We start from the raw sequence: 16,582 nt of genomic DNA, 5'->3' as shown, positions 1-16,582 counted from the left end.
GAGCATGGAGCGATGCTCTACTCTGACCGCATGAGCACCCCCGGCTCCCCGGCTGACCCCGCGCGCGTCGCGGTCATCGTCAACCCGACGAAGGTCGACATGGAGGCGCTGCGCGCCGCCGTCGACGAGGCCGAGGTCGAGGCCGGGTGGGCCCCGTCGCTGTGGCTCGAGACGAGCGTCGGCGACCCCGGTCAGGGGCGGGCGCGCGACGCCATCGCCGCCCGCGTCACGGCGGTGCTCACGGCCGGCGGCGACGGCACCGTGCGGGCTGTCGCCGAGGGGATGCTCGATTCGGGCATCCCGATGGTGCTGATCCCCTCCGGCACCGGCAACCTGCTCGCCCGCAACCTGTCGCTGCCCCTCAGCCGACTCTCGGAGTCGGTCGCGACGGCCGTGACGGGTGTCGACCACGCGATCGACGTGGGGGTCGCCGAGCTCACGCGCGACGACGGCAGCGTCGAGCGCCACGCCTTCGTCGTCATGGTCGGCATCGGGCTCGACGCCAAGATGATCGCCGCCACCAACCCCGAGCTCAAGAAACGCGTGGGCTGGCTCGCCTACGTCGAAGCGACCGCGCGCATCGTGCGCGACGTCGACGCCGTGCGGCTGCGCTACACGCTCGACGGCTCCGCCGAGCGGTCGACCACCATCCACACCCTCCTGATCGGCAACTGCGGGGCACTGCCGGGCGGCGTGCTGATCCTTCCCGACGCGCAGATCGACGACGGCCTGCTCGACGTCGTCGCCATGCGGCCCAAGAACCTCTGGGGCTGGATGCGCGTCAGCTACGCCGTGGTCTGGGAGAACGGCGTGCTGCAGAAGAGCAAGGTGGGCAAGCGCATCCTCGCCGCCGACAAGCGCGTGCGCGCCCTCCGATACTTCCAGGGCCGCCGGATGACCCTGGCGTTCGAGCGCCCGGAGGAGTTCGAGATCGATGGCGAGGAGATGGGCCTCGTGACGCGGCTCGAGGTGCGCGTCGCCCCGGCGTCGCTCGTGGTGCGGGTGCCCCGCGAGGGCTGATCGGGTCTACGCCTGCTCGGGCTCGCCGCTGAGGATGGCGCGCAACCAGTCGCGCGCATCCGTGAAGACGTCGTCGCCGTACTGCGAGACGACCTCGATCTGGCGCGCATCCGCCCGGGGGTAGGAGCCGAGGAAGATGACGTTGGGGCTGAAACGGCGAAGGCCGAGCAGGGCGTCGGCGACGCGCTCGTCGTGCACGTGGCCGTCGAGGTCAATGATGAAGCGGTAGCGGCCGAGGGCGTCGCCGATGGGCCGCGACTCGATGAGGCTCATGTTGACGCCGCGCGTGGCGAACTGCTCGAGCATCTCGAGCAGGCGGCCGGGGGCGTCGTCGGGCAGTTCGGCGATGATGCTCGTCTTGTCGGCGCCCGTTCGTGGTGGGATCGCCCGGCTGCGGCTCACGAGCACGAAGCGCGTGACGGCGTTCGCGTTGTCGCCGATGAGGTCGCCGAGCACGGTCAGGTCGTGGTGCTCGGTGATGCCCGGCGGGGCGACGGCGGCCTGCGCCGGCGAGCCGGTCTCGAGCAACGAGGTCGCCGCGGCGACGTTCGAGGCGGCGGGGATGTGCCCGTGGGTGGGCAGCGTGCGCTCGAGCCAGCCGCGGCACTGGGCGTAGGCCACGGGATGCGCGGCCACGACCCGCACATCGTCCAGGGTCACCCCCGGCCGGGCGACGAGCACGAAGTTCACGGCGACCAGGTACTCGCCCACGATGCGCAGCCCCGGGATCGTCGCGAGCGCATCCTGCGTCGCACTGACCCCGCCCTCGACCGAGTTCTCGACCGCGATCATGGCGCCGATGCTGCGGCCTGAGACGACGTCGTCGAGGGCCTCGCCGACGTTGCTGACGCTGCGCCATTCGGCACCGGCCGCCTCGGGAACCTGCCCGAGAGCCTGCCACGTGAACGTGCCGGCCGGGCCCAGGTAGCTGTACGTCGGCACCGGGGCGGGCTGGGTCGTCATGCTTCGCAGTCTAGGGGCGGGGCTCAGTCGACCAGCCGGATACCGAGGGCAGCGGCGAACGCGATGCGCAGAGACTGGAACTGATCGGTCGAGAGTGCTGCTCCGCTCAGGGAGGCGAGGTGATCGACGCTCTCGATGACGGCCTGGGAAAGGTCGACATGCGAGAGGGTCGCACTGTGCACCGTGAGGCTGCGGATCGTGCTGCCCGGTACGGCGACGCGATCGAGATTCGCCGCCGACAGGTCGAGCTCGTCGATCGTGCAATCGACGAAGGTGACATCGATGAGCGTTGCAGCGCGAAGGTTGAGATACCCGATACGGCAGCGTTCGAAACGCACGACATCGATGTGCGAATCGAACGCGGCCCACGAACCGAACCGTGAATCGCGAACCACGACCGTGCGCCAGCGGCTACGAGCGGCATCGAGCACGGGCGCGTCCATCCGGTCGATCGTGACCTCCGAGATCGTCGCCGATCGCAGTGATGCACCGTTCGCCTGCACGTCGTCGAGGGCGACCTCCGAGAGTTGCACAGCGCGCAGATCGCGGTCGCCGAGGTCGAGCCCGGAGAATCGCACGCCCGACAGGGCTGCGGCGGCGACGAGCGCGTCTGCGTCTGCATCCTCAAGATCGGAGAGGACGAGGTCGGGATCGAGGGGGGTTCGTAGATCGGGGCGCGGCATGCCGCGACACTAGCCCCCGACCAGCGCTCGCGGGTGGTGCGGTGGTTGGATGGGCGCATGAGCCGCGCAGGAACACCCGCCCAGCCCGCCGACCTCGTCGACCTGACCGCGCTGCTGAGCGCCTACGCCGACCGCGTGCCCAACCTCGATGACCCGGCCCAGCGCGTCGTGTTCGGCACGAGCGGGCATCGCGGCTCGAGCCTCGACGGCGCCTTCACCGACACGCACATCGCGGCGATCACGCAGGCGATCGTCGAGTACCGCGCGACGCAAGGCACGGCCGGGCCGGTCTTCGTCGGCGCCGACACGCACGCGCTCAGTGCGCCGGCGATGCAGACGGCGCTCGAGGTGCTCGCGGCCAACGGCGTGACGGCGCTCGTCGACGCGAACGACGATTGCGTGCCGACGCCCGCGCTGAGCCACGCGATCATCCGGTACAACCGCGACGCCGGCGCGAAAGCCGACGGCATCGTCATCACGCCGAGCCACAACCCGCCGCGCGATGGCGGCTTCAAGTACAACCCGCCGCACGGCGGGCCGGCCGACAGCGACGCGACCACGTGGATCGCCGACCGGGCCAACGCGCTCATCGCCGAGGGCAGCCGCGGGGTGAAGAGGCAGGCCGCGCTCACCACCGAGCCCTACGACTTCCGGTTGCACTACGTCGCCGATCTCGCGAGCATCCTCGACCTCGACGCCATCCGGGGCAGCGGCCTGCGCATCGGCGCCGACCCGCTCGGCGGTGCGAGCGTGCACTACTGGGCGCTCATCGCCGAGCACTACGGTCTCGACCTGACGGTGGTGAACCCTGCGGTCGACCCGCAGTGGGGCTTCATGACGCTCGACTGGGACGAGAGGATTCGCATGGACCCCTCGAGCCCGAGCGCCATGGCGAGCGTCGTCGCGCGCCGCCACGACTTCGATCTGCTGACGGGCAACGACGCCGACGCCGATCGGCACGGCATCGTCACGCCCGACGCCGGGCTCATGAACCCCAACCACTACCTCGCCGTCGCGATCGAGTACCTCTACACGCACCGCCCCGGCTGGCGCCCCGACGCCGCGATCGGCAAGACCCTGGTCTCATCGACGATGATCGACCACGTCGCAGCGAGCCTCGGGCGGCGGCTGTGGGAGGTGCCGGTGGGCTTCAAGTGGTTCGTGCCGGGCCTCATCGACGGCTCGGTCGCGTTCGGCGGTGAGGAGAGCGCGGGGGCGAGCTTCGTGCGCCGCGATGGCAGCGCCTGGACGACCGACAAAGACGGCATCCTGCTCGCCCTTCTCGCGGCCGAGATCACCGCCGTCACCGGGTCGACCCCCTCGCAGCTGTACACCGGGCTGACCGAGCGTTTCGGCGCTCCGGTGTACGAACGGGTGGATGCCCCCGCCAGCCCCGCGCAGAAGGCGGCGCTCAGCAAGCTCGACGGCGCGGCCATCACGGCCACCGAGCTCGCGGGCGACCCCATCACCGCGCGGCTCAGCACGGCACCCGGCAACGGGGCGGGCATCGGCGGCGTCAAGGTCGTCACCGACCGCGCCTGGTTCGCCGCGCGGCCGAGCGGCACGGAGAACGTCTACAAGATCTACGCCGAGTCGTTCGCGGGCGAGGAGCACCTGCGGCTCGTGCAGCGCGAGGCCAAGGCGATCGTGGACGGTGCTCTTGCCTGAGACGACGAACGCCGCCGCGATCGACCGCACCGCGCTGTTCGCGCAGTGGGACGCCATCACGCCGGAGCAGCTGCATGCCGCGGGAAGCATGAAGTGGAGCCTCTTCCCCGGCACCATCGGCGCCTGGGTCGCCGAGAGCGACCTCGGCACCGCCCCCGCCGTCACGAGCGCCCTGCATGCGGCCGTCGATGCGGGCCAGTTCGGCTATCTGCCGCGGCCGATCGCCGCCGAGATGGGGCGCGCGACCGCCGAGTGGATGCGCGACCGCTTCGGGTGGGACGTCGACGCGGCGCGCATCCAGGCCCTGCCCGACGTCATCACGGGGCTTGTCGTCGCGATGGAGCACTTCTCGCGCGCGGGCTCGGCAGTCATCGTGCCGACACCGGCATATATGCCGTTTCTCACGGTGCCGGCCATGCACGGGCGCACCGCGATCGAGGTGCCGATGGCATCGAGCGGCGGGCGAGCGGTGCTCGACCTCGACGCGATCGAGCGCAAGCTCACCGCGGGTGCCGGGCTCGTCGTGCTGTGCAACCCGCTCAACCCGGGTGGGCGCGTGTTCGAGCGCGCCGAGCTCGTGGCACTCTCCGAGCTCGTCGAGCGGCACGGCGCGCGGGTGTTCGCCGACGAGGTGCACGCGCCGATCATCTTCGGGGATGCGCGGCATGTTCCGTACGCGAGCGTCAGCCCCGCGGCATCCGCCCACAGCATCACGGTGACGAGTGCCTCGAAGGCGTGGAACCTGCCGGGGCTGAAAGCCGCCCAGCTGATCCTCACGAACGATGCCGACGCCGAGCTGTGGGCCGGGCTCGGCCCGTTCGCGAGCCATGGCGCGAGCACGCTCGGCGTCATCGCGAACACCGTCGCTTACCGCGAGGGTCGCGACTGGCTCGATGCGACGGTCGCCTACTACGACGCCAACCGCCGCCTGCTCGCCGAGCTGCTGGCTGAGCGACTGCCCGAGGTCGGCTACACACCGCCGGAGGGCACCTACATCGCGTGGCTCGACGTGTCGCGGCTGGGGCTGGGCGACGAGCCGGCCGTGACACTGCAGAAGCGCGCGAAGCTGTCGGTCACCGACGGTCGGGCGTGCGGAGCCGTCGGGGTCGGGCACGTGCGCATGATCCTCGCGACGCCCCGGCCCATCCTCGAGCAGATCGTCGACCGGCTGGTGACGGCGACACAGGCCTGACGCCGCGCGCTCAGCGCGCCGCGCCGAGCCGCTCGGTCGCGAACGCGCGGAACGCCTCGAGCGACTTCTCGGTCTCGCGGGGGAAGCTGCGACTGAAGAGCAGGCCGACGACGCGCATGAAACCGGTGAAGCGGAAGACGTTGCGCTGCTCGATGAGCGTCGTGCTGGCATCCGCCTGGGTGAAGCGGTTCTCGCACAGGTTGTGCACTCCGTCGACCTCGTAGACGACGTTCCACTGCTCGGGCAGTGCGCTGTGCTCGACGGTCTCGGTCATGACCATGGTCGAGCGGCGCCCGCGGCGGAAGGTGAGGCGCGACCTCGCCCCGGTCGCGGGAGGGGTGCCTTCGAGCACCTCCACGCTGAGCAGCGGCGGCTGCCATTCGTGCCACGTCGACGCGTCGGCGAAGAGCGCGGCGACCTCGTCTCGACGGCCGGAGACCCGGGTGCTGCGCGTGTAGTCCATGCGCGAACGCTAGACCCCGGCGGTCGGGGCGGGCAAGCGCGGGGCTCAGCCGGCGTAGCCGGGTGCGGGAGGCAGACCGAAGAACTCTTCGAGGGTCTGGATGCCCGTGGCGCGCAGCTCGGCGGCGAGCTCGAGCCCGACGTAGCGGTAGTGCCAGGGCTCGAACTCGAACCCGGTCGTCGGAGTCAAGCCGTTGGGGTAGCGCAGCATGAAGCCGAAGCGGTGCGCGTTCTCGGCGAGCCACTGCCCATGCGGGGTATCGGCGAAGCACTGGTCGAGCGAGCACGAGGCCGGCGATGCGCCGATGTCGATGGCGAAACCCGTCTGGTGCTCGCTGTGGCCGGGTCGGGCACTCGTGAGGTCGGCGCCCGCCTGACCGCGACTGCTCACGAAGCCGTTGTAGATGCGGGTCTGGCTCTCGATGCTGCGGTAGGCGCTCTCCAGCCGCAGGGTGAGGCCGGCCTCGGCCTGCGCCGCGGCGAACATGGCCTCAGCGGCGGCGGCGGTCTCGGCGCGCATGAGCATGTCTTGCGTCGCCGGAATGTTCGCGCGCACGAGGTCGCCGGGCGCGTAGGTCGTCGGGTTGAGCGGGCGCAGCTTGTTGACGACGACCCAGATGCTCGCGGGGTCGTCGATCGAGTAGCGCGCGGTGTCGAAGGTCGGCGTGGGGGTGGGCGTCGGGGTCGGCGTCGGGGTCGGCGTGCGGGTCGCGGTCGGAGTGGGCTCGAGCGCGAGCGGCTCGCGCTCGACCGCGCACCCCGAGAGCAGCACGGCGACGAGGGCCGCGAGCGCCACGGCGGTGCGGGCGGCGGCGGGGCGGGAAGCGCGGGTCACCCGTCGAGCCTAGTCGGGGGTGGCGATGAGCCTCCAGCGGGCATCCGGACTAGGCCAGGTCGACTGATCGGAGTCGTGAAGCAGAAGCACAACACACATGTGACCAGGCTTTTCATATTCGTCTGGAACGTACGTTGACATTGCAGACGAATCCTGCGTAGTGTTCCACGCAATGTGAGAGCGCTCTCATGCCCACCCATGAGAGCGCTCTCATATCCACCACCCACGCACACAAAGGAGTGATCGTGACACTTTCACGACGCAGCACCACGGCCGCGGCGCTCGCCGGCGCCGCCGCTTTCGCCCTCATCGCCTCGGGATGCAGCAGCGCGACCGAGCCCGCCGAGGGCGGTGACATCACCCTCACGGTCGCGACCTTCAACGACTTCGGCTACACCGACGAGCTGTTCGCGCAGTACGAGGCCGAGAACCCCGGCGTCACGATCGTGCACAACCGCGCCGCGACCTCCAACGACGCGCGCGACAACTTCTTCACCAAGCTCGGTGCCGGCAGCGGTCTCGCCGACATCGAGGCCGTCGAGGTCGACTGGTTCGCCGAGATGATGCAGTACAGCGACAAGCTCGCCGACCTCAGCGACCCCGAGATCGCCGACCGCTGGGTCGACTGGAAGACCGCCGCGGCGACGGATGCCGACGGTCGTCTCGTGGCGTACGGCACCGACATCGGCCCGGAGGCCGTCTGCTACCGCTCCGACCTGTTCGCCGCGGCCGGCCTGCCGACCGACCGCGACGAGGTCGCCGCGCTGCTCGAGGGCGACTGGGACCGCTACTACGAGGTCGGCCAGCAGTACGTCGACGCGACCGGCCAGGCCTGGTTCGACTCGGCCGGCGCCACCTACCAGGGTGTCGTCAACCAGATCGAGTTCGCCTACGAAGAGGCCGACGGCACCGTGATCGCCACCACGAACCCTGAGGTCGAAGAGGCCTTCACCTCGGTGCTCGAGGCCAGCTCGACCCTCTCGGCCAACCTCAGCCAGTGGAGCGACGACTGGTTCGCGGGCCTGTCGAACGGCGCCTTCGCCACGATGCTCTGCCCGGGCTGGATGCTCGGTGTCATCTCGGGCAACGCGCCTGACGTCACCGGCTGGGACGTCGCCAACGTCTTCCCCGGCGGCGGCGGCAACTGGGGCGGCTCGTACCTGACCGTTCCCGCGCAGGGCGCCAACATCGAGGCCGCGACGAAGCTCGCCGCCTGGCTGACCGCTCCCGAGCAGCAGCTCTCGGCCTTCGCGGCCGCGGGCACCTTCCCGAGCCAGGTCGAGGCCTACGAGTCGGAGGAGCTGCGCAGCGCCACGAACGAGTACTTCAACAACGCGCCCGTCGGCGAGATCCTCATCGAGCGTTCGCAGGCGATCGGCGTCGCGCCCTTCAAGAGCGTGAAGTACTTCCCCGTAAACGACGCGCTGCAGAAGGCGCTGACCCGTGTCGACGTGGATGGCTCGCAGAGCATCCAGGAGTCGTGGGACCAGTTCGTCGCTGACGTGACGGCACTCGGGTAACCGCCAGAAGAACCACCCCGGGGCCGCCCGCCTCCTCCATGGCGGGCGGCCCCGGGCCCCTCGATGACCGACGCCGCTCACAGGAGACCAGTCATGCTCACCACCGCCACCGGGCTCTCCGCGCCCATCCAGAAGAAGCAGCGCTCCGTGCGCCGCATCGCCTTCTCGCAGACGCTCTCGCGGTGGGACGTCAAGGTCTCGCCCTACCTCTACATCTCGCCGTTCTTCATCCTCTTCGCGATCACCGGCCTCTTCCCGCTCGTCTACACGGCGTGGGTCTCGGTGCACGAGTGGAACCTCATCGGCGGGCAGGGCGACTTCGTCGGCTTCGACAACTTCGCCTTCGTGCTCTCGCAACCGCCGTTCTGGATCGCGCTGCGGAACACCTTCTCGATCTTCCTCATCTCGGCCGTGCCGCAGATCGCCTTCGCCCTGCTCATCGCCGCGGTGCTCGACCGCAACCTGCGGGCCAAGACCTTCTGGCGGATGGGCGTGCTGCTGCCCTACGTGGTGGCCCCCGTCGCGGTCACCCTCATCTTCAGCAACATGTTCGGCGACCAGTACGGCCTCATCAACAACCTGCTGGGCGACATCGGCATCGATCCGATCGGCTGGCACTCCGAGGTGCTGCCGAGCCACATCGCCATCGCGACGATGGTCAACTTCCGGTGGACGGGCTACACCGCGCTCATCCTGCTCGCCGCGATGCAGGCGATCCCGCGCGACTACTACGAAGCCGCGATGATCGACGGCGCCGGCATCGTGCGTCAGTTCTTCTCGATCACGATCCCGCAGCTGCGCCCCACCCTCATCTTCGTCATCGTGACCTCGACCATCGGGGGGCTGCAGATCTTCGACGAGCCGCGCCTCTACGACTCGGTCGGGCAGGGCGGCGCGAGCAGCCAGTGGATGACGATCACCATCTACCTCTACAACCTCGGGTGGGGTCAGCTGAACTTCGGGCGCGCGGCCGCAGTCGCCTGGCTGCTGTTCCTCATCATCGTCATCGTGGGGCTGCTCAACGTGGCCATCACTCGTTCGATTGCGAAAGCATCATGACCGGCACCGGACTGTTGGAGCGCCGCCCCGTGAGGCGGCGGCGCGGGCTCGAGAACGGCCAGCGACCCGGCTGGAAGGCCTACGGGTTCCTCACCGCCGTCATGCTCGGCTCGATGTTCCCCATCTACTGGTCGTTCCTCATCGGCTCGGGCGACGCCTCCACCATCAACCAGCAAGACATCGTCTGGTGGCCCGGCGGCAACTTCCTCACCAACGCGGCCGCGGTGCTCGAGAGCGACAGCGTCAACTTCTGGAAGGCGATCGGCAACTCGATCATCGTCTCGACCGTCGTCGCCGCATCCGTCGTGCTGTTCTCGACACTCGCGGGGTTCGCGTTCGCGAAGCTGCGCTTCCGCGGGCGCAACGGCCTCCTGATCTTCGTGATCGCCACCATGGCCGTGCCGACCCAGCTCGGCGTCGTGCCCCTCTTCATCGCCATGAGCCAGCTGCAACTCGCGGGCACGCTGTGGGCGGTCATCCTGCCCGCCGTCGTCAGCGCGTTCGGAGTGTTCTGGATGACGCAGTACCTCGCGCAGGCACTGCCCTACGAGCTCATCGAGGCCGCGCGCGTCGACGGCGCGAGCATGATCCGCACCTTCTGGTCGGTGGCACTGCCCGCCGCCCGGCCCGCGGCGGCGATGCTCGCGCTCTTCATCTTCATCGCCACGTGGACCAACTTCTTCTGGCCCTTCATCGTGCTCGACCGCCAGAACCCCACGCTGCCGGTGGCCCTCTCGCTGCTGCAGAGCAACTACTTCGTCGACTACTCGGTGGTCATGGCCGGGGTTATCCTGAGCACGATCCCACTGTTGATCTTGTTCGTCGTCGCCGGCCGCCACCTCGTGAGCGGCATCATGCAGGGAGCCATTAAGGGATGACCGCCCACACCTCCGCGTCGGGGTCGACGCACGCTTCGCCGCGCCCGATTCCCGCCGACTTCCGGCTCGGGGTCGCCACGGCGGCCTACCAGATCGAGGGCGCGACGCACCGCGACGGACGGGCCGACTCGATCTGGGACGCCTTCTGCCGCATCCCCGGCGCCGTCGTCGGCGGCGACAGCGGCGAGCGGGCCTGTGAGCACTACGACCGATATCGCGACGATGTCGCTCTCATGGGCGAGCTGGGCGTGCAGGTCTACCGCTTCAGCACCTCGTGGGCGCGCGTGCAGCCCGACGGCCGCACCCTGAACGCCGCGGGCCTCGACTTCTACCGCCGCCTCGTCGACGAGCTGCTCGAGAAGGGCATCACGCCCTGGCTCACGCTCTACCACTGGGATCTGCCGCAGGCGCTGCAGGATGCCGGCGGCTGGCCCGCCCGCGACACCGCTCTGCGCTTCGCCGACTACGCCGCTGACGTGCACAGCGCCCTCGGCGATCGCATTGTCAACTGGACCACCCTGAACGAGCCCTGGTGCTCGGCCTTCCTCGGCTATCTCAGCGGCGAGCACGCGCCGGGCATCCAGAACCCGCAGGCCTCTCTCGACGCCGCCCACCACCTGCTGCTCGGGCACGGCCTCGCGACGCAGCGCCTCCGCGAGCTCGGCCCCGAGCTGAGCCTCGGCATCACGCTCAACATGACGGTTCCCGACCCCGTCGACCCGACCGACGCCGACGATGTCGAGGCCGCCCGGCGCATCGACGCGCAGCACAACCGGCTCTTCCTCGACCCGATCTTCCGCGGCGCCTACCCGGCCGACCTGATCGCCGACCTGGATGCGCGCGGGCTGCGCCTGCCCGTGCACGACGGCGACCTCGCCGCGATCGCGACCCCCATCGACGCGCTGGGCATCAACTACTACCACGGCGACGCGGTGAGCGCCCGGCCGCCCGCCGACGCCCCACTGTCGAGCGCCGCGCCCTCCGCGCGCCCGAAGCTCTCGCCGTTCCCCGCGGGCGACGGCATCCACACCCATCCGCGCGGGCTGCCCGTGACGGCGATGGGTTGGGAGGTTCAGCCCGAAGGCCTCACGCGCCTGCTCGTGCGCATCGACGACGAGTACGCGCGGCCCGCCGGCGTCACGCTCTACGTCACCGAGAACGGCGCCGCCTACACCGACGTGGTCGGCTCTGACGGCTCGGTCGACGACGCCGAGCGCGCCGAGTTCGTGCGACTGCACCTCGACGCGATCCTTGACGCCATCGATCAGGGCGTGAACGTCAAGGGCTACTTCTACTGGTCGCTCATGGACAACTTCGAGTGGGCCTGGGGCTATGACAAGCGCTTCGGCCTCGTGCGCGTCGACTACGAGACGCAGACGCGCACCGTCAAGGCGAGCGGGCGGCTGTACCAGTCGATCATCGCCGCGCGCAGCGTGCCACCCACCGCTGGTTAGGATTCAGCCATGACGGCGGAGGGTGCGAGCACACGAGTCGCCCCGACGCTCGAGATGGTGGCCGAGCGCGCCGGGGTGTCGCGTGCGACGGTGTCGCGCGTGGTCAACGGCTCGCCGCGTGTCAGCGACGAGACGATCGCGGCCGTCACCGCGGCGATCGCCGAACTGCGCTACACGCCCAACCGCGCGGCCCGCTCGCTCGCCAACCGCCGGTCGATGGCCATCGCCCTCGTGATCCCCGAAGACACCACGCGGTTCTTCGGCGACCCCTACTTCGCCGCCATCGTCAAGGGCATCTCGAACGTGCTCGACGACACCGGGTTCGTGCTCAACCTGCACCTGGCGAGCACGACCGGAGCGTTCGACAAGACCATCGCCTACCTGCTCGGGGGCAACGTCGACGGCGCCCTCGTCGTCTCGCACCACTCCGACGATCACGTGCTCGCCGAGCTGGGCTCGAGCATCCCCGTCGTCTTCGGCGGCCGGCCGCTGAACCCGCAGGCGACCGACAGCTACTACGTCGACGTCGACAACGCCCTCGCCGCCGCTGACGGCACCCGCTACCTCATCGACCAGGGTCGACGCCGCATCGGCACCGTCGCGGGGCCCGCCGATATGCCCGCCGGCATCGACCGGTTGACCGGGTGGCGAACGGCGATGGCGGATGCGGGGCTCGCCGACGACGCGGTCGCGCACGGTGACTTCACGCTCGCGGGGGGCGTTCGAGCTGCGCGCGACCTGCTCGACGCCCACCCCGACCTCGACGCCGTCTTCGTCGCGAGCGACCTCATGGCGATGGGCGTCGTGACGGTGCTGCGCGAGCGCGGCATCGCGGTGCCCGAGCAGGTGGCCGTCATGGGGTTCGACGACTCTCCCGCCGCTCTGGCGAGCGAGATCCCCCTCACGACCGTGCGCCAGCCCTCCGTCGAGCAGGGCGAACGGATGGCCCGCATCCTGCTCGACCTGCTTGAGGGTGTTCCGACCGCGCGCCGGCACATCATGCCGACCGAGGTCGTGGTGCGCGCGAGCGCCTGATCCGCTCGGCGGTCGGGCGCGATACCGTGGAGGCATGAGCCGAGGTCGCGCGATCTTCTCCGCCGTGCTGGTCGCACTGGGCGCTCTCGCCTACGGCGCCTCGCCGATCGACCTCATCCCCGAACTGCTGACCGGCCCGCTCGGGCTCACCGACGACCTCGCGGTCTGGATCGGAGCGGGCTACGCGATCTGGAAGCTGCTCTCGGGCAGTCAGCCCTCGCCGGGCACTCCCCCTCCTCCGCCCGCGGCCGAGCCACCGCGGTGGGAGCAGAGGCCACCGGAGTAAGGTGCCGAGCATGAGCCTCACCGTGACCCACGAACCCGACGCCGAACGCTACGCCGTCTACGAGGGCGATGAGCTGCAGGGCTGGATCGTCTACGACCGGGTCGGCACGACGACGCGACTGCTGCACGCCGAGGTGCCGCCCCTCATGCGCAACAAGGGCGTGGGCGGCGAGGTCGTGCGTGCGATCCTCGACGACTTGCGCACGTCGACGACCGACCGCGTGCAGCCGGTGTGCGGCTTCGTCGTGATGTGGATGCGCCGGCACCCCGAGTACGCCGACCTGACGGCGCGCTAGCCCTCACAGGCGGATGCTGCCTCGATAGCCGTCGCCAGCATCCGGATCGCCCTCGGTCTGGATGACGCCGAGGTCGCCGTCTCCGGGGATCGGTGCGGGAGCGGGCAGGGTCGTCTGCCGGTCGAGCTCGAGCTGCGCCTCGTGGCGCGTGGGGTTGAAGACCTCGTCGCCGATGCCGACGAGCCCGCCGCCGCTCCCGCCGCGGCGGCCGTCACCGCGCAGGTCGATCCAGCCAGCCCGCTGCGCGAGCGCGCCGAGCGCGACCACGCCCACCCCGATGAGCACCCACCCCCACCACTCCATGGGGCAAGCCTAGCCGCCGCTCGCGGAGGAATCCTCAGTCGCGCAGCGGCAGCACGATCGGGCGGTCGGATGCTCCGAGCCGGTGGATCTGCACGTCGAGCCCGTAGACCCGCCCCACGCGATCGGCCGTCATGACCTCGGCGGGAGTGCCGACGGCGTCGAGCCGCCCGTGGTCGAGCAGCGCGATGCGATCGGCGTAGGCGCCCGCGAGCGAGAGATCGTGCACGACGACGACGACCGCGCGACCCTCGGCGGCGAGAGCGCGGGCGAGGCGCATGACCTCCTCCTGGTGCCGCAGGTCGAGCGCCGCCGTGGGTTCGTCGAGGAAGACGATCGGGGTCGCCTGCGCGAGCACGCGGGCGAGCGAGACGCGGGCCTGCTCACCCCCGCTCAGGCTCGTGAAGCGGCGGCCCAGCAGGTGGGCGATGTCGGTGGCCTCGATCGCCGCCATGACGGCCTGCTGATCGTCGGCGAGCTCGGCGGTGCGCAGCCACGGGCTCCGCCCCATCTGCACGATCTCGAGCACGCGGAAGGGGAAGCTCACCGTGTTGGCCTGCGAGAGCACCGATCGGCGACGCGCGAGCTCGAGCGGGCGGTATCCGCTCACCGCGCGGCCGAGCAGCTCGACCGTGCCCTCGGTCGGGCGCAGGTCGCCGCTCAGCACCGAGAGCAGCGTCGACTTGCCGGCGCCGTTCGGGCCGACGAGCGCGAGCACCTCGCCCGCGCGCACGTCGAGGTCGATCGCGACGAGGATCTCGCGCTCATCGCGCCGCACCTGCACGCCGCGTGCTGCGATGACGACCTCGGTCGCGGCAGCCTCGCGCGCGCCGGTCATGCCCAGCCTCCGCTGCGTCGGCGCTGCCGGTAGAGCAGCCAGAAGAAGAAGGGGCCTCCGACGAGAGAGGTGAGCATGCCGATGGGCAGCTCGGCCCCGGCGACGAGCGTGCGGGTCAGCAGATCGGCCACCACCAGCAGGGCTCCACCGCCGACCGCGCTCGCCAAGATCAGCCCGCGGTGGGCGGGCCCGATGATCATGCGGATGAGGTGCGGCACGACGAGGCCGACGAACGCGATGATGCCCGTGAACGCGACCGCCGCGCCGGTCAGCAGCGCGACGAGCACGATCGACACGATGCGCAGCCGCTCGACGTCGACGCCGAGGTGGCGGGCGTTGCGCTCGCCGAGCGCGAGCAGGTCGAAGCGGCGGGCGAGCAGCAGGGCCACGGTGATGCCGACGGCGGCGACGACGGCGACCAGGGCGACCTGATCCCACCGCGAGCCGCCGAGCGAGCCGAGCTGCCAGAACACGATCTGCTCGCGGCTGGCCGTGTCGGCGACGAAGAGCACGAAGGCGATGCCCGCCTGGGCGATGGCGTTGACCGCGATGCCCGTGAGCAGCAGCGTCACCACTTCGGTGCGGCCGCCGGCGCGTGCGACGGCGTAGACGAGCAGGGTGGCGAGCAGGCCGCCGACGAAGGCGAAGAGCGCGACACCGGGGCCGCCGAGCACCGAGGCGCCGATGGTGATGGCCGTCGCGGCGCCGAGGGCCGCCCCCGACGAGACGCCGACGACGCCGGGCTCGGCGAGCGGGTTGCCGAACACGGCCTGCATGACGGCCCCCGCCACGGCGAGCGCCGCACCCACCGCGAGGCCCATGACGATGCGGGGGAACCGCACCACCCAGAGCGTCGACTCGACGATCGGGTCGGTCGGCGCCCACGCCGTGTCGATGCCGATGGCCCGCAGCAGCGAGCCGGCGACCTCGGTCGGGGTGATGGGCAGCTGCCCGGTGATCGACGACAGCACGACCCCGCCGACGAGGATGCCGGCGAGGAGGAGGACGAGCGAGAGGCCCCGGATGCGCGGGCTCACGGAACCCGGTACAGCCAGTCGTGCGTCGAGAACTTGTCGGCCACGAGCGACTCGACCCGCGCGAGCTCCGCCTCGGTCACCGCGCCCTCGGTGAGGCCGTTCTGCGCGCGGAACGTCGCGATGAGCCGGTCGATGATCTCGTCGCGGGCCATGCCGGTCTGCGACTTGAGCGGGTCGACGCGCTTGTTGGCGCTCTTGATGCCTTTGTCGCTGAGCTTCTCGCGGCCGATGCGCAGCACCTCGACCATGCGATCGCCGTCCATGTCGTACGCCATCGTGACGTGGTGCAGCACCGCGCCGGTGCCGAGACGCTTCTGCGCGGCGCCGCCGATCTTGCCGCTCGTGCTCGCGATGTCGTTGAGGGGCTGGTAGTGGGCATCGATGCCCAGGCCCCGCAGTGCCGCGATGACCCACTCGTCGAGGAAGGCGTAGGAGTCGGCGAAGCTCATGCCCTGCACGAGCGCCGTCGGGGCGTAGAGAGAGTAGGTGATGGCCGAGGCGGGCTCGATGAACATGGCGCCGCCGCCGGAGATGCGCCGCACCACCTCGAAGCCGTAGCGCTCGGCGTTCTCGAGATCGACCTCGTTGCGCACGCTCTGGAACGAGCCGATCACCACGGCGGGGCTCGCCCACTCCCAGATGCGCAGGGTGGGGCAACGGCGCCCGTCGCCGACCTCCTCGGCGAGCACCTGGTCCATGGCCATCTGCTGCAGGGGCGACAGGGCGGGGCCGCGCAGCAGTTGCCAGTCGTAGTCGGCGAAGGTCGTGGCACTCGAGAGCGCGCGGCGCACGGTCGTCGCGATGGCGTCGGGGCTGAAGCCGAGCAGCACGGCACCGTCGGGCAGGGCATCCCGCACCCGGGCCGTCAGGGTCGCGGCGTCGGTGTCGGCGGGCAGGCCGATGAGGGCGGCTTCGATCGCCGGCACGACGTCGTCGGGCTCGACGAAGAAGTCGCCCGCGAGCCGGAAGGAGCTGATGCGGCCGTCGGTCACCTCGAGGTCGACGACGACGAGCTTGCCGCCGGGAACCTTGTATTCACCGTGCATGGCTCTGAGCC

Annotated in this window: 18 protein-coding genes; 10 read left to right on the top strand and 8 right to left on the bottom strand. The window is 70.5% G+C overall.

The window, feature by feature from the left end; all coding sequences use genetic code 11:
- The first annotated feature begins 30 nt into the window (after nt 1–30).
- Entirely contained in the window at nt 31–1,020 is a 990-nt protein-coding gene (locus tag ACTIE9_RS05855; protein ID WP_439564644.1) for a diacylglycerol/lipid kinase family protein, read from the top strand.
- A gap of 6 nt (nt 1,021–1,026) precedes the next feature.
- On the opposite strand, the gene pheA is transcribed toward ACTIE9_RS05855, so the two are convergent.
- Together pheA and ACTIE9_RS05845 are read right to left on the bottom strand one after the other, a co-directional pair.
- Nucleotides 1,027–1,983 carry a prephenate dehydratase gene (pheA, locus tag ACTIE9_RS05850; RefSeq protein ID WP_439564643.1) on the bottom strand — a complete coding sequence of 319 codons (957 nt, stop codon included), beginning with the start codon at nt 1,981–1,983 and terminating at the stop codon, nt 1,027–1,029.
- 23 nt (nt 1,984–2,006) lie between these two features.
- A complete protein-coding gene (locus ACTIE9_RS05845) occupies nt 2,007–2,666 on the bottom strand; it encodes a pentapeptide repeat-containing protein (RefSeq protein WP_439564642.1) in 660 nt (219 codons plus the stop codon).
- A gap of 57 nt (nt 2,667–2,723) precedes the next feature.
- Here ACTIE9_RS05845 and pgm point away from each other — a divergent pair, with 57 nt between their 5' ends.
- The gene (pgm, locus tag ACTIE9_RS05840) at nt 2,724–4,334 is read left to right on the top strand and encodes a phosphoglucomutase (alpha-D-glucose-1,6-bisphosphate-dependent) (protein ID WP_439564641.1); all 1,611 of its coding nucleotides are present in this window, start codon (nt 2,724–2,726) and stop codon (nt 4,332–4,334) included.
- On the top strand, nt 4,327–5,526 hold the full coding sequence (locus ACTIE9_RS05835) for a MalY/PatB family protein (RefSeq protein ID WP_439564640.1): 1,200 nt from the start codon (nt 4,327–4,329) through the stop codon (nt 5,524–5,526). The genes pgm and ACTIE9_RS05835 overlap by 8 nt, the downstream gene beginning before the upstream one ends.
- Before the next feature lie 10 nt (nt 5,527–5,536).
- Here ACTIE9_RS05835 and ACTIE9_RS05830 read toward each other — a convergent pair whose 3' ends face one another.
- Complete coding sequence (locus ACTIE9_RS05830) at nt 5,537–5,989, bottom strand: SRPBCC family protein (RefSeq protein ID WP_439564639.1); 453 nt, start codon at nt 5,987–5,989, stop codon at nt 5,537–5,539.
- Nucleotides 5,990–6,034: 45 nt separating this feature from the next.
- Nucleotides 6,035–6,823, bottom strand: a complete 789-nt coding sequence (locus ACTIE9_RS05825) for a M15 family metallopeptidase (RefSeq protein ID WP_439564638.1) — start codon at nt 6,821–6,823, stop codon at nt 6,035–6,037.
- A 245-nt stretch (nt 6,824–7,068) separates the two neighbouring features.
- Between ACTIE9_RS05825 and ACTIE9_RS05820 the strand changes: the two genes are divergently transcribed.
- From ACTIE9_RS05820 to ACTIE9_RS05790, 7 genes are all read left to right on the top strand, one after another.
- Entirely contained in the window at nt 7,069–8,343 is a 1,275-nt protein-coding gene (locus ACTIE9_RS05820) for an ABC transporter substrate-binding protein (RefSeq protein WP_439564637.1), read from the top strand.
- Between the two features lie 93 nt (nt 8,344–8,436).
- Complete coding sequence (locus ACTIE9_RS05815; protein WP_439564636.1) at nt 8,437–9,402, top strand: carbohydrate ABC transporter permease; 966 nt, start codon at nt 8,437–8,439, stop codon at nt 9,400–9,402.
- Complete coding sequence (locus tag ACTIE9_RS05810) at nt 9,399–10,280, top strand: carbohydrate ABC transporter permease (RefSeq protein WP_439564635.1); 882 nt, start codon at nt 9,399–9,401, stop codon at nt 10,278–10,280. Before ACTIE9_RS05815 ends, ACTIE9_RS05810 begins: the two co-directional genes overlap by 4 nt.
- Nucleotides 10,277–11,734 (top strand): glycoside hydrolase family 1 protein, encoded by a 1,458-nt coding sequence (locus ACTIE9_RS05805; RefSeq protein WP_439564634.1) that lies wholly within the window; start codon nt 10,277–10,279, stop codon nt 11,732–11,734. The genes ACTIE9_RS05810 and ACTIE9_RS05805 overlap by 4 nt, the downstream gene beginning before the upstream one ends.
- 9 nt (nt 11,735–11,743) lie before the next feature.
- Entirely contained in the window at nt 11,744–12,769 is a 1,026-nt protein-coding gene (locus ACTIE9_RS05800) for a LacI family DNA-binding transcriptional regulator (RefSeq protein ID WP_439564633.1), read from the top strand.
- 34 nt (nt 12,770–12,803) lie between these two features.
- Entirely contained in the window at nt 12,804–13,055 is a 252-nt protein-coding gene (locus ACTIE9_RS05795) for a YkvA family protein (protein ID WP_439564632.1), read from the top strand.
- A gap of 10 nt (nt 13,056–13,065) precedes the next feature.
- Nucleotides 13,066–13,350, top strand: coding sequence for a GNAT family N-acetyltransferase (locus ACTIE9_RS05790; RefSeq protein ID WP_439564631.1), 285 nt, complete (start codon nt 13,066–13,068; stop codon nt 13,348–13,350).
- 3 nt (nt 13,351–13,353) lie between these two features.
- On the opposite strand, the gene ACTIE9_RS05785 is transcribed toward ACTIE9_RS05790, so the two are convergent.
- From ACTIE9_RS05785 to ACTIE9_RS05770, 4 genes are read right to left on the bottom strand one after another with little or no spacing between them, the layout of a single operon-like run.
- Complete coding sequence (locus tag ACTIE9_RS05785; RefSeq protein WP_439564630.1) at nt 13,354–13,653, bottom strand: hypothetical protein; 300 nt, start codon at nt 13,651–13,653, stop codon at nt 13,354–13,356.
- A gap of 34 nt (nt 13,654–13,687) precedes the next feature.
- Complete coding sequence (locus ACTIE9_RS05780; RefSeq protein WP_439564629.1) at nt 13,688–14,488, bottom strand: heme ABC transporter ATP-binding protein; 801 nt, start codon at nt 14,486–14,488, stop codon at nt 13,688–13,690.
- Nucleotides 14,485–15,525: a FecCD family ABC transporter permease gene (locus ACTIE9_RS05775; protein ID WP_439564628.1), complete on the bottom strand. Its 1,041-nt coding sequence runs from the start codon at nt 15,523–15,525 to the stop codon at nt 14,485–14,487. The genes ACTIE9_RS05780 and ACTIE9_RS05775 overlap by 4 nt, the downstream gene beginning before the upstream one ends.
- The gene (locus ACTIE9_RS05770) at nt 15,522–16,571 is read right to left on the bottom strand and encodes a lipoyl protein ligase domain-containing protein (protein WP_439564627.1); all 1,050 of its coding nucleotides are present in this window, start codon (nt 16,569–16,571) and stop codon (nt 15,522–15,524) included. Before ACTIE9_RS05770 ends, ACTIE9_RS05775 begins: the two co-directional genes overlap by 4 nt.
- Nucleotides 16,572–16,582: the final 11 nt, after the last annotated feature.

The organism is Microcella sp. (assembly GCF_051860105.1).
In the GTDB taxonomy this organism is placed as follows: Bacteria; Actinomycetota; Actinomycetes; order Actinomycetales; family Microbacteriaceae; genus Microcella.
Note: the sequence above shows the minus strand (reverse complement) of the source record. Positions and strands in the feature narration are given on the sequence as shown.

Bases quoted from the DNA above. Each gene is read 5' to 3' on its own strand.
- ACTIE9_RS05855 (WP_439564644.1), top strand. From the start codon at position 31: ATGAGCACCCCCGGCTCCCCGGCTGACCCCGCGCGCGTCGCGGTCATC.
- pheA (WP_439564643.1), bottom strand. From the start codon at position 1,983: ATGACGACCCAGCCCGCCCCGGTGCCGACGTACAGCTACCTGGGCCCG.
- ACTIE9_RS05845 (WP_439564642.1), bottom strand. From the start codon at position 2,666: ATGCCGCGCCCCGATCTACGAACCCCCCTCGATCCCGACCTCGTCCTC.
- pgm (WP_439564641.1), top strand. From the start codon at position 2,724: ATGAGCCGCGCAGGAACACCCGCCCAGCCCGCCGACCTCGTCGACCTG.
- ACTIE9_RS05830 (WP_439564639.1), bottom strand. From the start codon at position 5,989: ATGGACTACACGCGCAGCACCCGGGTCTCCGGCCGTCGAGACGAGGTC.
- ACTIE9_RS05815 (WP_439564636.1), top strand. From the start codon at position 8,437: ATGCTCACCACCGCCACCGGGCTCTCCGCGCCCATCCAGAAGAAGCAG.
- ACTIE9_RS05810 (WP_439564635.1), top strand. From the start codon at position 9,399: ATGACCGGCACCGGACTGTTGGAGCGCCGCCCCGTGAGGCGGCGGCGC.
- ACTIE9_RS05805 (WP_439564634.1), top strand. From the start codon at position 10,277: ATGACCGCCCACACCTCCGCGTCGGGGTCGACGCACGCTTCGCCGCGC.
- ACTIE9_RS05800 (WP_439564633.1), top strand. From the start codon at position 11,744: ATGACGGCGGAGGGTGCGAGCACACGAGTCGCCCCGACGCTCGAGATG.
- ACTIE9_RS05795 (WP_439564632.1), top strand. From the start codon at position 12,804: ATGAGCCGAGGTCGCGCGATCTTCTCCGCCGTGCTGGTCGCACTGGGC.
- ACTIE9_RS05790 (WP_439564631.1), top strand. From the start codon at position 13,066: ATGAGCCTCACCGTGACCCACGAACCCGACGCCGAACGCTACGCCGTC.
- ACTIE9_RS05785 (WP_439564630.1), bottom strand. From the start codon at position 13,653: ATGGAGTGGTGGGGGTGGGTGCTCATCGGGGTGGGCGTGGTCGCGCTC.
- ACTIE9_RS05780 (WP_439564629.1), bottom strand. From the start codon at position 14,488: ATGACCGGCGCGCGCGAGGCTGCCGCGACCGAGGTCGTCATCGCAGCA.
- ACTIE9_RS05770 (WP_439564627.1), bottom strand. From the start codon at position 16,571: ATGCACGGTGAATACAAGGTTCCCGGCGGCAAGCTCGTCGTCGTCGAC.